Below are 13,350 nucleotides of genomic sequence, written 5' to 3' on the forward strand. Positions count from 1 at the left end.
TGATCTCAGCTCCAGCCGCCGCGCCAGCGTTTCTACACGGCCTGTTTCGCCAGGACGACGTCGTGGAGGCAGCATCACATCGCCAAGATTTCGGCAGCAGCGATCGTCACATCGCCGAGAGCAGCCTGTCCCCGCAATAATTCGCGTAGAACTTGCCGCCACATTGGCGCTTGATGGCGGCGCAGCGCGCTGCCGGCGAGGCGTTTTGCGGGACCGAGAAGCTGCAGGTGAGGCCGTCGGCGCTGCGGCCGCTCGTCCCGGCGGCAAAGGCAGCGCTGGTGGCGGTGATGCAGATCATGAGCAACGCCGCGGCTGCGATCTCGATCAGCAATCTCATCACGATTCCTCCGCCAAATGGTCGCAGAATCTCGACTTTCGGCGTCGATCCTAACACCAATCTTGTGGCGCCCGAATGCCTCAAACCGGCCCGGTCCTTGCATAAAATCATATCAGCGCGTTGCACGGCAACGCTTCCGGTGGTTTCGGTTGCAGTGCAACGCGCGTATCATTGTAAGCGTATCATTGTAATGAGTCTGAACGGCAGGGATTGGCGCGTTGCAGGAACAAACAAACCACCCGGCTCTGAACCAGCCCGTCGACGAGCTGGCGCTGGCCGAGATCAAGGGCGCGATCCTCGCCAAGCTCCGGCTTGCGATCGGCAAGGACGCCGGTATGGCGACCCGGCGCGACTGGTACAAGGCGGCAGCGCTGGCGCTGCGCGACCGTATCGTGCACCGCTGGCTGACGGCGGAAAAGGAGAGCTACGACGCCGGCGCCAAGCGGGTCTATTACCTGTCGCTCGAATTCCTGATCGGCCGCCTGTTCACCGACGCGCTGAACAATATGGGGCTGCTAAGGGTGTTCGAGGCCGCGCTCGGCGATCTCGGCGTCGACCTCCAGGATTTGCGCAAATGCGAGCCGGATGCCGCGCTCGGCAATGGCGGCCTAGGGCGGCTTGCCGCCTGCTTCATGGAGAGCATGGCGACGCTTGCGATCCCCGCGATCGGCTACGGCATCCGCTACGATTTCGGCCTGTTCCGCCAGATCATCAACCACGGCTGGCAGCAGGAATATCCGGACGAATGGCTGGGCTTCGGCAACCCCTGGGAATTGCAGCGGCCGGAGGTGGTCTACAACGTCCATTTCGGCGGCCATGTCGAACATGTCGACGACCGCGGCCGCGATCGCGCCATTTGGCACCCGGCGGAAACCGTGGAGGCAATGGCCTACGACACGCCGATCGTCGGCTGGCGCGGTCAGCACGTCAACGCGCTCCGCCTGTGGTCGGCGCACGCGCCCGACCCGCTCAGCCTCGACGTCTTCAACAGCGGCGACTACGTCTCGGCCAGCGCCGAGCAGGCGCGCGCGGAAGCGATCTGCAAGTTCCTCTACCCGAACGACGAGAGCGCCGCGGGGCGCGAGCTCAGGCTGCGCCAGGAATATTTCTTCGTCTCCGCCTCGCTGCAGGACCTCGTCAAACGGCACCTCTCCGCCGACGGCCAGCTGCGCAGCCTTGCGATGAAGGCCGCCGTGCAGCTCAACGACACCCATCCGAGCCTCGCGGTCGCGGAGCTGATGCGCATCCTCGTCGACCTGCACAGCTACCGCTGGGACGAGGCCTGGAAGATCACGGTCGCCACCTTCTCCTACACCAACCACACGCTGCTGCCGGAGGCGCTGGAGACCTGGCCGGTCGAGCTGTTCGAGCGGCTGTTGCCGCGGCATCTCGAGATCATCTACCGCATCAATGTGCAGCATCTGGCGCTCGCCGAGGAGCGCTGTCCCGGCGATATCGAATACCGCGCCTCGGTGTCGCTGATCGACGAGAGGAGCGGCCGCCGGGTACGGATGGGCCAGCTCGCCTTCGTCGGCTCGCACCGCATCAACGGCGTCTCGGCGATGCATTCCGACCTGATGAAGGAGACCGTGTTCCACGATCTCCACCATCTCTATCCCCAGCGCATCACCAACAAGACCAACGGCATTACCTTCCGCCGTTGGCTGATGCTGGCCAACCCGCGCCTGACCGCGCTGTTGCGCGAGACCTGCGGCGAGGCCGTGCTCGACGACTTCTCGCTGCTCGAGCGCCTCGAAAGCCATTCCAGCGACCTTGCGTTCCAGAAGCGCTTCCGCGACGTCAAGCACCACAACAAGCTGGCGCTGGCGCGGCTGATCCGCGAGCGCAACGGCATCCAGGTCGATCCGTCGGCGCTGTTCGACGTGCAGATCAAGCGCATCCATGAATACAAGCGGCAACTGCTCAACATCGTGGAGACGATCGCGCTCTATCATGACATGAAGGACGAGCCGCAACGCGACTGGGTACCGCGGGTCAAAATCTTCGCCGGCAAGGCCGCGGCGAGCTACCGCTACGCCAAGCTGATCATCAAGCTGATCAATGACGTCGCCGAAGTCGTGAACAACGACCCTGTGCTCGGCGGCAGGCTGAAGGTCGCCTTCCTCGCCGACTACAATGTCAGCCTCGCCGAGGTGATCATCCCGGCCGCCGACCTTTCAGAGCAGATCTCGACCGCGGGCATGGAAGCCTCCGGCACCGGCAACATGAAGCTCGCGCTCAACGGCGCGCTGACCATCGGCACGCTCGACGGCGCCAATATCGAGATCCGCGACTGGGTCGGCGCGGAGAACATCGCGATCTTCGGTATGGAAGCCGGCGACGTGATGGTCCGCCGCAAGCAGGGGCTGGATGCCAGCGACGTGATCGAGAAATCGCCGCGGCTCGATCGCGCGATCCACGCCATCGAGAGCGGCGCGTTCTCGCCCGGCGATCCCGCCCGCTTCGCCTCGATCGGGCATGCGCTGCGCTATCTCGACCACTACATGGTGTCGGCCGACTTCGACTCCTACTTTTCGGCGCAGCGCGGCATCGACGCCCGCTGGCAGGTGATGCCGGCCTGGACCCGTGCCTCGATCCTCAACGTCGCGCGGATGCCGTGGTTCTCCTCCGACCGCACCATCCGCGAATACGCCGAGGACATCTGGCACGTGCCGGTCCACCCGACCGCGTCACCACAGCTCGGCGCCAAGCGCGAGGCGAAGGGATAGGACGCGCGTGCAATCTGCCCGGTCCCTGCTTGAGCCGCGACGTGCTGTGATGGCCTGATGAGCGCGTCCGACGCCACTCCGATCATCCTTTTGCCGGGCATGGACGGAACAGGCGAGTTGTTGGGAAGTCTCGCAGAGAGGCTCGCGCTAGTTCGCCCTGTCCAGGTGTGCGCGTACCCGCTCGACCGACCGCTGGGCTACGATCAATTGGCCGCTTACGTCGTGGAGCGCACGCCGGATCGCCCGTTCGTCATCCTCGGCGAATCCTTTTCCGGGCCGATCGCGATCGAGCTAGCCGCCGCCGATCCCCGTGTCGTTGGGCTGGTCCTGGCATCGAGCTTCGCGCGACATCCGATACCGGCGCAGTTCGCCGCGCTTGCTCCCCTCATCGACTTCAGATGGCTCCCGAAGGGCATCATCGCCGCGGCGCTGATGGGATCAACGGCGACGCCCGAACTCACCGCTCGCCTTTGCCGCATCCTCGCGAACCTGCCTCATAAGGTTCTCCAGCGGCGCTTCCGCGACGTGCTTCGCGTGGACAAGCGCAGTCGACTACGGGCGATCACCTGCCCGGTGCTGTGTCTGCACGGTCGCTCCGACCGACTGGTGAGACGGAGACAAGTCGATGAGATCCTGGCTGAGCAGCCGCGTTGCCAAATCCATCGGTTCGAAGCCGCGCATATGCTGCTGGCAACTCATCCCGACGAAGCTGCCAGGGCAATCGACGATTTTTGCGCTCCCATGGACCAGTGACGGACCCATGCAATCCCGGCACGCGGAAATTCATTGCCTCCCGCGTCATTGAACTCGGGGCGGCTGCCGGGATACTGGTACTGACCCGCCGCGCCGTCATTGCGAGCGTTAGTTGCACTTGAGGATTTGATGCTCACCAAGACCCCGCACCTCTTCGACGAAGCCACAGCAGTTACGGCCGGCGACAGCCGCTGGCAGGGGCGGACCAGCCCGGATTACTGGGCCTTCGTCGGCCCGTTTGGCGGCTGTACCGCCGCGACGATCCTGCGGGCCCTGATCCAGCATCCGCAGCGCGCGGGCGATCCGCTGGCGCTGACAGTCAATTATTGCGCGCCGGTCGCCGAAGGCACGTTCGATCTCGACGTCCGCCTGGTGAAGGCCAACCGCTCGAGCCAGCACTGGAGCGTGGAGATGACGCAGGGCGGCGGCGACGTCGTCACGCTCGCCACCGCCGTGTTCGCCGAGCGGCGGCCGTCATGGTCGCACCAGCAGGCCGACTTTCCGGGCGCGACGCCGTTCGAAGAGACGCTGCCGTTTCCGAGCCTCGCAATGTCCTGGGTCAAGCAGTACGACTTCCGCTTCGTCGCGGGCGAGCCGAAGCTCAGGAGCGGACCGACAAACCCGCCGTCGTCAGCCTATTCGAAGCTGTGGATCGCCGACCGCGTGCCGCGCAGGCTCGACGCGCTGTCGCTGATGTCGATGTCGGACGCCTTCTTCGGCCGCGTCTTCCACGCGCGGCGCGAGCTGGTCCCGTTCGGCACGGTGTCGCTGACGACCTATTTCCATGTCGACACCGACGACCTCGCCGCGGAGGGCGCCACCCGCGTGCTGGCGGCGGCCGACGGGCGGATTTTCCACAAGAGTTACGGCGACCAGCACGGCGAATTGTGGTCACCGTCCGGCCGCCTGCTCGCAACCACGACGCAAATCGCCTATTTCAAGGCTTAGGCGGCGCAGGCGAGGCAAACTATCCACATGGTCGAATTTGACCGGATTGCCTATTTCAAGGGTTGAAGGAACATTGGTGCGTCGCTTCTGTTCCACGCCTTTGGGAGCCCTGCCGCATGTCCGAAGCCGACACGTCCAGACCCTCGCGCATTGCCTTGCTTGGCGTTCCTATCGAGATCGGCGCGGCGCAGGCCGGCCCGCTCATGGGACCGGACGCGCTGCGCACGGCCGGGATCGCCCGCGTGCTCGAGCAGTTGGATTTCCGCGTCGACGACCACGGCAATCTTGCGATCCCGGCCGTTGTCACCGACGCCCCGGCCCCGGCAAACACAAAATTCTATGATGAGGTGAAGACCTGGACCCGCGCTCTCTCCGAGCGCGCCTATTGGCTGGCGCGTTCCGGCGCGATTCCGATCTTCATGGGCGGCGACCACTCATTGTCGATGGGATCGATCAACGGCGTCGCACGCTACTGGCAGGAGCAGGGCCGGCCACTGTTCGCGCTGTGGGTTGATGCGCATGCCGACTACAACACGCCGGCCACCACCATCACCGGAAACATGCACGGTATGTCGGCGGCCTTCCTGTGCGGCGAGGATGGACTCGACGATCTGCTCGGCGGGCTGCCGCGCGCCTCGATACCGCCCGACCAGCTCGAGATGATCGGCACCCGCTCGATCGATCCGCTGGAGCGCAAATTGTTGCGGCAACGGAAGGTCTCGATCGCCGACATGCGCCAGATCGACGAGTTCGGCGTCGCCGTGCTGATCCGCCGCGTGATCGACCGCGTCAAGGCGAAGAACGGCGTGCTGCACGTCTCCTTCGATGTCGACTTCCTCGATCCTGCAGTCGCGCCCGGCGTCGGCACCACGGTGCCCGGAGGCGCGACCTACCGCGAGGCGCATCTGATCATGGAGCTGTTGCACGATTCCGGCCTGGTGCGCTCGCTCGATATCGTCGAGCTCAATCCGTTCCTCGACGAGCGCGGCCGTACCGCGCGCGTCGCGGTCGAATTGATCGGCAGCCTGTTCGGCCTGCAAATCACCGATCGCCCGACGCCGACGAACGCCGTGCTGCCGGATATGGGTGAGTAGCCCGTGCACCAGGTCAGGGTGACGGGCAGGGATATCGGCGCGGCGACGGAACAGCCGAAACAGAAAAGGCGGCCACGAGGGCCGCCTTTTCATATCACGTATCATTGCGCGGATTATTCCGCGGCGATCTTCACTTCCGGCGCCGCGGCGCGGACTTCGGCGTCGACCTGCGCCTCGAACTTCGCGAAGTTCTTCTGGAACATGCCGACCAGCGCACGCGCGGTCTTGTCGAACTCGGCCTTGTCGGCCCAGGTCTTGATCGGATCGAGGATGTCCGGCTCGACGCCAGGCAGCGAGGTCGGCACAGCGAAGCCGAAATACTTGTCGGTGCGGAACTCGCCGTTGCGCAAGCTACCGTTCAGCGCGGCGGTGAGCAGCGCACGCGTCACCTTGATCGGCATGCGGCGACCGGTGCCGTACTTGCCGCCGGTCCAGCCGGTGTTGACCAGCCAGCAATCGACATTGTGCTTGGCAATCAGCTCGCGCAGCATGTTGCCGTAGACCGACGGATCGCGCGGCAGGAACGGCGAACCGAAGCAGGTGGAGAATTCCGGCTGCGGCTCGTTGCCGAGACCGCGCTCGGTGCCGGCGACCTTCGCGGTGTAGCCGGACAGGAAGTGATACATCGCCTGCGCCGGCGTCAGCTTGGCGATCGGCGGCATCACGCCGAACGCGTCGGCGGCGAGCATCACCACGTTCTTCGGGTGCGGCGCGCAGCCGGTGCGCGAGGCGTTGGGGATGAAATCGAGCGGATAGGCCGAGCGGGTGTTCTCGGTCTTGGAGCCGTCGTCGAAGTCGGGCACGCGGTTGCTCTCGCCGAGCACGACGTTCTCCAGCACCGCGCCGAAGCGCTTGCTGGCGGCGTAGATTTCAGGCTCGGCCTCGCCTGACAGCTTGATGCACTTGGCGTAGCAGCCGCCTTCGAAATTGAAGACGCCGTCCTCGCTCCAGCCATGCTCGTCATCGCCGATCAGCGTGCGCTTGGGATCGGCCGACAGCGTGGTCTTGCCGGTGCCCGAGAGACCGAAGAAGATCGCGGTGTCGCCGTCGGGACCGACATTGGCCGAGCAGTGCATCGGCATCACGCCCTTCTCGGGCAGGTAATAGTTCAGCGTGGTGAACACGCTCTTCTTCATCTCGCCGGCATATTGCGAGCCGCCGATCAGGACGATCTTGCGGGCGAAATCGATGGCGACGACGTTTTCCGACTTGCAGCCGTGGCGCTTCGGATCGGCGCGGAAGCTCGGCAGGTCGATGATGGTGAGTTCGGGCACGAAGCTCGCGAGCTCCGACACCTCGGGACGGATCAACAGCGTGCGGATGAACAGCGAGTGCCAGGCAAGCTCGGTGAAGACGCGTGTCTTGATCCGGTGCTTCGGATCGGCGCCGCCGTAGAGGTCCTGCGCGAACAGCGTCATGCCTTCGGCATGCTTGAGGAAGTCGGCATGGAGCGTGGCGAACTGCTCCGAGGTGATGGACTGGTTGCCGGCCCACCACATGTTCTTGTCGGTCAGATCATCGCGGACCGTGAACTTGTCCTTCGGGCTGCGGCCGGTGAACACGCCGGTATCAGCGCAGAGCGCGCCGTCGGCCGAGAGCACCGCTTCGCCATTGCGCAGCGAATGCTCGTAAAGCTGAGGCGCACCGAAGTTCCAGTAGACGCCCTTGAGATTTTTTAAGCCGAATTTATCGGCGCCAAAGGCACCGTTATGCACGCCCGTCTCTTGCACGAATTACCTCCTCGAAACCGCGTATCCTGTTCGCGCGAATGTCGCCAAACGCGCCCCCGTCGCGGTGACCGCTCTGTGAATATAGCCCTCTGGCCCCGGTCCGGCGACCTAATAGTGGGGATCGCCGGGCTTGCCAAGCTAGTCGACCGGGTTTTGGTTTATTCCATGGCAGCCACATCGTCATATGCAAATACTTGCCGCAGCGCGGGAGCCTTTCGTTTGGCTTTCGGTTGCCCGTTGTATTCCCAGGAGTCACGCGACGTTCAGTCGCTGTTCCCGGAAAACTACGGCGTTGCGATGCACAAAGAGTGCCATTCAGCTGGCGCACGACCACGCGCGTTGCGGGCCGTCAAATCCTTCGGCACGAAAGTAATGTTTTGTTCGGCGGGACAACACGTCGGCGCGAGGCTTGTCGCCAGCGATCGTATCGCACGCGGATAGCACCCGTTGATGCGAGTGATTGAAGCCGGGATCGCCGAAGCTGGTCATCGGCCTTGCACTCGCCATGCACGCGAATGCGCGCAACCTGATTGCACATTCGGAGACGATCTCGGAGACGCATCCGGCATCGCCAGTCCACAAATGATGGCGCTATCATGCCGATGTTCGCAAAAGTGCCAACGATAGCGTGACGTCAGCGTGACAGCGCAATCTCACAGGCGCCGGCGCATCGCTGTCCTTGGAGCGCGCGCACGGAGCAACGGCCGTGCGACATGATGCCTCGCGGCGGCGCCGGCCGGGCCAAAGATCATCCCCCAAAAATCCCCGCTGAAATTACTCCTTGGCGCGGGCCTCGCCGGCGAGCCGGACCAGCATCTTGCGCAGCTCAGTGCCGCTGGTGACCCGCTCCGGGAAGTCGAGCCGCAGTGTCTTGCCGCCAGCCTGCATGTCCATGCCGTCGGGATCGCAGCCGGTGCAGGTCCAATCCGCGCTCTCGGCGCCAAGCAGGCGCGTGGCATAGAGGTTCATGGCCTCGCGGTGGCCTTCATTCATATGTGCGACGGCGCCCGGCTCGGCCTCCAGCAGGGCGGCGGCATCGCCGATCGCGGTCAGGAATTGCTCCGGCTTGAGGTCGACAATGCGGCCAAAGCCCGCGACCAGATGCGCGCCTGTGGGCCGAATCTGGAAGAACGAAAAATCCTTAAATCCTGCAAAAGCTTCAGCCGATGGATGGGCATTGAGGTAACGCCGCCGCAGGAGGTCGATGGCGGCTTCGGGTGCCTCCTCGGCCCGCCCCGCCAGCATGATGCGGGCCCTCTCCAGCGGATCGCCCGCGGCGCGCTCGTCGAGCATCAGCGAGACCCTGTTGTCCGCCAAGAGGTTCTTGGTATGCAGCGCCAGCCGCGAGATCAAAAGAATCGGCGAGCCATCAGGATGGCTGGCGACATTGACCAGGGAACAATAGGGGTCGCCGCTGCCGGCCGAGAGCGTGGCGAGCGCTCCCTGGCGGCTGCGGCGAAGCAGCGAGCGAGCGAGCCTTGCGGGGTCGAAATCAGCGGTCGGTTGCATGGTTTGGCAGCCATCTCATTGCAAAAACGGCCCTTTTCTTATCCCAAAAAGGGCCTTTCCTCATGGTCTCAGGGTGCTATATGGGGGTTGGAACGCTCGGACCGCAGAAGCGTTCTTGGGAACTCGGTCACACTTCAGCCAAGCTTGCATCGCTCGTTGGCCGCGTTCGAAGCCCATTTGTACGGCGCGTTGCTGGAATGCCCGCCGTTTAAGCCACTCTCATTGTGAAAGCAGCTCATGCCCACAATCGCCCTGGTCGACGACGACCGCAACATTCTCACTTCCGTCTCGATCGCGCTCGAGGCCGAAGGCTATCGCATCATGACCTACACGGATGGTGCGTCGGCGCTGGATGGTTTTCGCACCTCGCCGCCCGATCTGGCGATCCTCGACATCAAGATGCCGCGCATGGACGGCATGGAGACGCTGCGGCGGCTGCGCCAGAAATCGGATCTGCCGGTGATCTTCCTCACCTCCAAGGATGAGGAGATCGACGAATTGTTCGGCCTGAAAATGGGCGCCGACGATTTCATCCGCAAGCCGTTCTCCCAGCGCCTGCTGGTGGAACGCGTCAAGGCCGTGCTCCGCCGCGGCCAGCCCAAGGATCCGACCGCCCCGCCGAAGGAGCCGGACGCCCGCGCGCTCGACCGCGGCCTTTTGCGGATGGACCCGGAGCGCCACACCTGCACCTGGAAGAACGAGCCGGTGACGCTGACGGTGACCGAATTCCTGATCCTGCAGGCGCTCGCCACCCGCCCGGGCGTGGTGAAGAGCCGCAACGCGCTGATGGACGCGGCCTATGACGACCAGGTCTATGTCGACGACCGCACCATCGACAGCCACATCAAGCGGCTGCGCAAGAAGTTCAAGGTGGTCGACGACGAGTTCGAGATGATCGAGACGCTCTACGGCGTTGGCTATCGCTTCAAGGAAGCCTGATCTGCACTTTCGGAACGGCTTGTTAACTGACAGAGCCCGCGCGGCTGGGGTAGGCTGACGCGGGCGATCACATGCTTCACGGGACGACATCCAAACCAACCGGCAGTTTTGCCTGTGCTTGATCGAACGCAGCCAGAGCAGGGCCTGACCAGCGAGGACGCCGCACAGCTCCTCGAACAGGACCTCGCGGCCGACGACACCGTACTGGCGCAGGAGAAAGGCTGGCGCCCGCTCGACTGGCTGCGCCGCGCCGGCCAGTTCTTCTTCGCGCTGTCGTTCTCGAGCCTGACGCGCCGCATCGTTTCGCTCAACCTCGCCGGCCTCGTCGCGCTGGTGGCGAGCATCCTCTACCTCTCGCAATTCCGTGCCGGCCTGATCGAGGCGCGCACCCAGAGCCTGCTCGTCTATGCCGAGATCATCTCGGAAGCGATCGCGACCTCGGCGACCGCCGAGGGCAACACCACGACCTTCGATCCCGACCGCCTGCTCGATCTGAAGCTCGGCGAAAGCGTCGGCACGCCGGATGAATCGGCCGACTTCCCGATCAATCCCGAGCGCGTGGCGCCGGTGCTGCGCCGCCTGATCGCGCCGACCAAGACGCGCGCCCGCATCTTCGACCGCGACGGCGGGCTGATCCTCGACAGCCGCAACCTGTTCGCGCGCGGCGACGTGCTGCGCTTCGAGCTGCCGCCGCCGTCGGAAAAGCCCTCCCTGTTCGAGAAGACCAAGACCGCGATCAAGACCTGGTTGAACCGTGGCGACCTGCCGATCTATCGCGAGCTCGGGCCCGAAGGCGGCAGGGGCTATCCCGAAGTCGCGCAATCGCTCGAAGGCATGAAGAGCAGCATGGTGCGCGTCACTGAACGCGGCGCCGTGGTGGTGTCGGTCGCAGTCCCGGTTCAGCATTTCCGCGCCGTGCGCGGCGCACTGATGCTGACCACCCAGGGCGACGACATCGACCAGTTGGTGACGTCCGAACGCCTCGCCATCCTGAAGATCGGCGGCGTCGCTTCCGCTGTGATGATCGTGCTGTCGCTGTTGCTCGCCAGCACCATCGCCGGCCCGGTGCGGCGGCTTGCCGACGGCGCCGAGCGGGTCCGCCGCCGCATCCAGACCCGCGTCGAAATCCCCGACTTCACCGGCCGGCGCGACGAGATCGGCCATCTCTCCGGCGCGCTGCGCGACATGACGAACGCGCTGTACAGCCGCATCGAGGCGATCGAGATGTTCGCCGCCGACGTCGCGCATGAATTGAAGAACCCGCTGACCTCGCTGCGCTCCGCGGTCGAGACGCTGCCGCTGGCGCGCAACGAGAACAGCCGTGCCCGGCTGCTCGCCGTGATCGAGCACGACGTCAAGCGGCTCGATCGCCTGATATCCGACATCTCCGATGCGAGCCGCCTCGATGCCGAATTGCAGCGGCAGGACATGGCGCCGGTCGATCTGCGCCGCCTGCTCACGACGCTTGTCGGCGTCGCCAACGAGACGCGGCTCGGCCACGATGTCGCCGTCGAGGCGCGCTTCGAAGGTCGCGGCCCGACCGACACATTCTCTGTGCCCGGCCATGACTCACGGCTCGGCCAGGTGATCTCGAACCTGCTGTCGAACGCGCAGTCGTTCTCCAAGCCCGGCGACAAGGTGCGCATCGTCTGCCGCCGCACGCGCGGCGAGATCGAGATCGTCGTCGACGATGACGGCCCCGGCATCGGCGCAGATGCGCTGGAGCGGATCTTTGAGCGCTTCTACACCGACCGGCCGCACCAGGGCTTCGGCCAGAACTCCGGCCTTGGGCTCTCGATCTCCAAGCAGATCATCGAGGCGCATGGCGGGCGCATCTGGGCGGAGAACCGTCTCGGCCCCGTCGACGAGGACGGCCAGCTCACGGTGGCCGGCGCGCGCTTCGTGGTCAGGCTGCCAGCGCTATGAGCCGCACGCCGAGCGTGCACGCCTCCGCCGTCCTGATCGGCACCCGCGCGGTGCTGATCCGCGGCCCCTCCGGCTCCGGCAAGTCGCGTTTGGCCTTCGATCTGATTCTTGCCGGGCGCTCCGGACAGCTTCCATCGGCCATTTTGGTGGGCGACGACCGTGTCCATCTCGACACAGCCGGCGAACAATTGTGGGTCCGCCCGGCGCCCGAATTGGCCGGCTTGATCGAAATCCACGGCCTCGGAATCCGCCGCTGTGCGTTCGCCGCCGAGGCTGTGGTCGGTCTCGTGGTCGACCTCGCGGCCGACGACGCGGAGCGGCTGCCCCCGCCGGAAGCGCTCAGGAGCCGCATCAACGGTGTTTTGTTACCGAGAATCCCCGTCGGAGCCGGTTTTCACCCCCTGCCGCTGGTTGTCGCGGCGCTGACGACAACTGAAAGTTCATCCCCCCGTAATCTTGCGGAAGATTGTGCACAGGGAATTGGTAACCATATCACATCCACTATTGCGTCCGATTCGGTCGGCGCAGCCTCCCCTCTCTACCGCCAGGAACCGGGAGACTAGCCAAGATGCCCTCTTGCGCAGGGCCTCTGGATGGTCAAAGTGGCGCGTTCGTGCGGTGCACCAAAAAGCGCCCGCGAGGAGTTTCCGATGATTGGTCTAGTGCTGGTGACCCATGGGCGCCTTGCCGACGAGTTCAGAGCTGCGCTTGAACACGTCATGGGTCCGCAGAAACAAATTGAAGCAATTACGATCGGAGCGGAGGACGACTCCGATCTCTGTCGAAGCGACATCATCGAAGCGGTGAATCGCGTCGACAGCGGCGATGGCGTCGCCATCCTCACCGACATGTTCGGCGGCACGCCGTCGAACCTTGCGATCTCCTGTATGAGCCGCCCGAAGGTCGAGGTGCTCGCAGGCATTAACCTTCCCATGCTGGTCAAGCTTGCCAAGGTCCGCGAGGAGCGCTCGTTGCCCGACGCGATCGCGATGGCCCAGGAAGCCGGCCGCAAATACGTCACCATCGCCAGCCGCGTTCTCGCCGGCAAATGAGCGACGAAACCCCGGGCACATACGACGTCGGAGCCGCCGTGCCTGCGGGCGCCATTTCCCGCGAGCTCATGATCGTCAATAAGCGCGGCCTGCACGCGCGTGCCTCGGCCAAATTCGTCCAGATGGTCGAACGCTTCAACGCCGAGGTCTGGGTCACGCGCGGCGGCGAGACCGTCGGCGGCACCTCGATCATGGGGTTGATGATGCTCGCGGCCGGCCCCGGCACGTCGGTCGTTGTCTCCGCCAAGGGCCCCGAAGCGGAAGCCGCGCTGAATGCGATCGCCGAGCTTGTCGCCAGCAAGTTCAACGAAGAAGGCACCTAGGCGCATCGCG

General features: G+C 64.7%; 12 protein-coding genes. 9 read left to right on the forward strand and 3 right to left on the reverse strand.

What is annotated here, in order from left to right; genetic code table 11:
* Window positions 1–106: 106 nt before the first annotated feature.
* The gene (locus tag ACFFWD_RS06120) at window positions 107–337 is read right to left on the reverse strand and encodes a hypothetical protein (RefSeq protein ID WP_376962493.1); all 231 of its coding nucleotides are present in this window, start codon (window positions 335–337) and stop codon (window positions 107–109) included.
* A 209-nt stretch (window positions 338–546) separates the two neighbouring features.
* On the opposite strand from ACFFWD_RS06120, the gene ACFFWD_RS06125 reads away from it, so the two are divergent.
* The 4 genes from ACFFWD_RS06125 (at window position 547) to rocF (ending at window position 5,861) form a co-directional block, all read left to right on the forward strand.
* Window positions 547–3,066 carry a glycogen/starch/alpha-glucan phosphorylase gene (locus tag ACFFWD_RS06125; protein ID WP_376962767.1) on the forward strand — a complete coding sequence of 840 codons (2,520 nt, stop codon included), beginning with the start codon at window positions 547–549 and terminating at the stop codon, window positions 3,064–3,066.
* 57 nt (window positions 3,067–3,123) lie between these two features.
* Window positions 3,124–3,819, forward strand: a complete 696-nt coding sequence (locus tag ACFFWD_RS06130) for an alpha/beta fold hydrolase (RefSeq protein ID WP_376962495.1) — start codon at window positions 3,124–3,126, stop codon at window positions 3,817–3,819.
* A gap of 129 nt (window positions 3,820–3,948) precedes the next feature.
* Entirely contained in the window at window positions 3,949–4,767 is an 819-nt protein-coding gene (locus ACFFWD_RS06135) for an acyl-CoA thioesterase (protein ID WP_376962499.1), read from the forward strand.
* Window positions 4,768–4,883: 116 nt separating this feature from the next.
* Entirely contained in the window at window positions 4,884–5,861 is a 978-nt protein-coding gene (gene rocF / locus ACFFWD_RS06140; protein ID WP_376962501.1) for an arginase, read from the forward strand.
* Window positions 5,862–5,974: 113 nt separating this feature from the next.
* Here rocF and ACFFWD_RS06145 read toward each other — a convergent pair whose 3' ends face one another.
* Window positions 5,975–7,591, reverse strand: coding sequence for a phosphoenolpyruvate carboxykinase (locus ACFFWD_RS06145; protein ID WP_376962503.1), 1,617 nt, complete (start codon window positions 7,589–7,591; stop codon window positions 5,975–5,977).
* A 774-nt stretch (window positions 7,592–8,365) separates the two neighbouring features.
* Entirely contained in the window at window positions 8,366–9,100 is a 735-nt protein-coding gene (locus tag ACFFWD_RS06150; protein ID WP_376962505.1) for a HugZ family pyridoxamine 5'-phosphate oxidase, read from the reverse strand.
* Window positions 9,101–9,337: 237 nt separating this feature from the next.
* Between ACFFWD_RS06150 and ACFFWD_RS06155 the strand changes: the two genes are divergently transcribed.
* The 5 genes from ACFFWD_RS06155 to ACFFWD_RS06175 all read left to right on the forward strand — a co-directional run bounded on the left by ACFFWD_RS06155 (window position 9,338) and on the right by ACFFWD_RS06175 (window position 13,340).
* Window positions 9,338–10,039 (forward strand): response regulator transcription factor, encoded by a 702-nt coding sequence (locus tag ACFFWD_RS06155; protein ID WP_139479670.1) that lies wholly within the window; start codon window positions 9,338–9,340, stop codon window positions 10,037–10,039.
* A 114-nt stretch (window positions 10,040–10,153) separates the two neighbouring features.
* Window positions 10,154–11,965, forward strand: coding sequence for a sensor histidine kinase (locus ACFFWD_RS06160; RefSeq protein ID WP_376962508.1), 1,812 nt, complete (start codon window positions 10,154–10,156; stop codon window positions 11,963–11,965).
* Entirely contained in the window at window positions 11,962–12,528 is a 567-nt protein-coding gene (locus ACFFWD_RS06165) for an HPr kinase/phosphorylase (RefSeq protein WP_376962510.1), read from the forward strand. Before ACFFWD_RS06160 ends, ACFFWD_RS06165 begins: the two co-directional genes overlap by 4 nt.
* A gap of 87 nt (window positions 12,529–12,615) precedes the next feature.
* The gene (locus ACFFWD_RS06170; RefSeq protein WP_021076632.1) at window positions 12,616–13,017 is read left to right on the forward strand and encodes a PTS sugar transporter subunit IIA; all 402 of its coding nucleotides are present in this window, start codon (window positions 12,616–12,618) and stop codon (window positions 13,015–13,017) included.
* A complete protein-coding gene (locus tag ACFFWD_RS06175) occupies window positions 13,014–13,340 on the forward strand; it encodes an HPr family phosphocarrier protein (protein WP_376962514.1) in 327 nt (108 codons plus the stop codon). Before ACFFWD_RS06170 ends, ACFFWD_RS06175 begins: the two co-directional genes overlap by 4 nt.
* Window positions 13,341–13,350 lie beyond the last annotated feature (10 nt).

The organism is Bradyrhizobium erythrophlei (assembly GCF_042430365.1).
Lineage (GTDB): Bacteria > Pseudomonadota > Alphaproteobacteria > Rhizobiales > Xanthobacteraceae > Bradyrhizobium > Bradyrhizobium erythrophlei.

Coding starts and splice junctions, on each gene's coding strand:
- ACFFWD_RS06120 (WP_376962493.1), bottom strand. CDS start 337: ATGAGATTGCTGATCGAGATCGCAGCCGCGGCGTTGCTCATGATCTGC.
- ACFFWD_RS06130 (WP_376962495.1), top strand. CDS start 3,124: ATGAGCGCGTCCGACGCCACTCCGATCATCCTTTTGCCGGGCATGGAC.
- ACFFWD_RS06135 (WP_376962499.1), top strand. CDS start 3,949: ATGCTCACCAAGACCCCGCACCTCTTCGACGAAGCCACAGCAGTTACG.
- rocF (WP_376962501.1), top strand. CDS start 4,884: ATGTCCGAAGCCGACACGTCCAGACCCTCGCGCATTGCCTTGCTTGGC.
- ACFFWD_RS06150 (WP_376962505.1), bottom strand. CDS start 9,100: ATGCAACCGACCGCTGATTTCGACCCCGCAAGGCTCGCTCGCTCGCTG.
- ACFFWD_RS06155 (WP_139479670.1), top strand. CDS start 9,338: ATGCCCACAATCGCCCTGGTCGACGACGACCGCAACATTCTCACTTCC.
- ACFFWD_RS06165 (WP_376962510.1), top strand. CDS start 11,962: ATGAGCCGCACGCCGAGCGTGCACGCCTCCGCCGTCCTGATCGGCACC.
- ACFFWD_RS06170 (WP_021076632.1), top strand. CDS start 12,616: ATGATTGGTCTAGTGCTGGTGACCCATGGGCGCCTTGCCGACGAGTTC.
- ACFFWD_RS06175 (WP_376962514.1), top strand. CDS start 13,014: ATGAGCGACGAAACCCCGGGCACATACGACGTCGGAGCCGCCGTGCCT.